Here is a 723-nt window from a genome sequence, read left to right on the forward strand (position 1 = left end):
TTTATACACACCGCTATTATCTGCCGAATTTTCTATATATGCTGTATGTGTTGGAATTTTATCTGTAATGACAACATCTTGTTCTTTTCTAGTTGTATTTTTATATGTTATCTTGTAAGTTAATATATCTCCAGGATTTACTTGTTTACCGTCAATATTTGTAATCGTATCTCCTTTAAATACTTCCTTCTTCGGTGTAGTCGGTGTTTCAGGTACAGGATTATTTGTCGTATTTGTCTTTAGGTTGTTATTACCTGTCTTTACAAGAGCTTCATTCTTTATATTTTCTCCTGAAGCCGATTCTTTTACCTTTACCTTAAATGTAACTTCAAATGTTTCTCCATTTCCAAGATTTTCTTTTGTCCATGTTATTGTTCCGTTACTGTATACTCCGCCGTTGTCCGCTGAATTATCTACATATTCCGTAAACTCAGGAATTTTATCTTCGATAACTACCTCTTGTTCCTTGCCTGTTGTATTTTTATAGCTTATCTTGTAAGTTAATATTTCTCCAGGATTTACCTGTTTTCCATCTATATTTGTAGTTTCACTTCCCTTAAATACATCCTTCTTCGGATCTGTCGATGGTGTTTCTGGTGGGTTTGTTGTTGTATTTGTCTTTATCTTCGGTCCTGTTTTACCAGTCTGTACTTCTGCTGTATTATCCACCTTTGTCTTGTTATCTGCTTTAACTTGTACTGTGAAAGTTACTTCATATGTTTC

General features: G+C 33.7%; 1 protein-coding gene. It reads right to left on the bottom strand.

Annotated elements, in window-relative coordinates; genetic code table 11:
- Nucleotides 1-723, bottom strand: a 723-nt coding sequence (locus tag HLB29_RS09545; RefSeq protein WP_185624901.1) for a DUF11 domain-containing protein, incomplete at both ends; no start/stop codon positions are given.

The sequence above is a fragment of the Peptostreptococcus canis genome (assembly GCF_014229965.1).
Classification (GTDB): domain Bacteria; phylum Bacillota; class Clostridia; order Peptostreptococcales; family Peptostreptococcaceae; genus Peptostreptococcus; species Peptostreptococcus canis.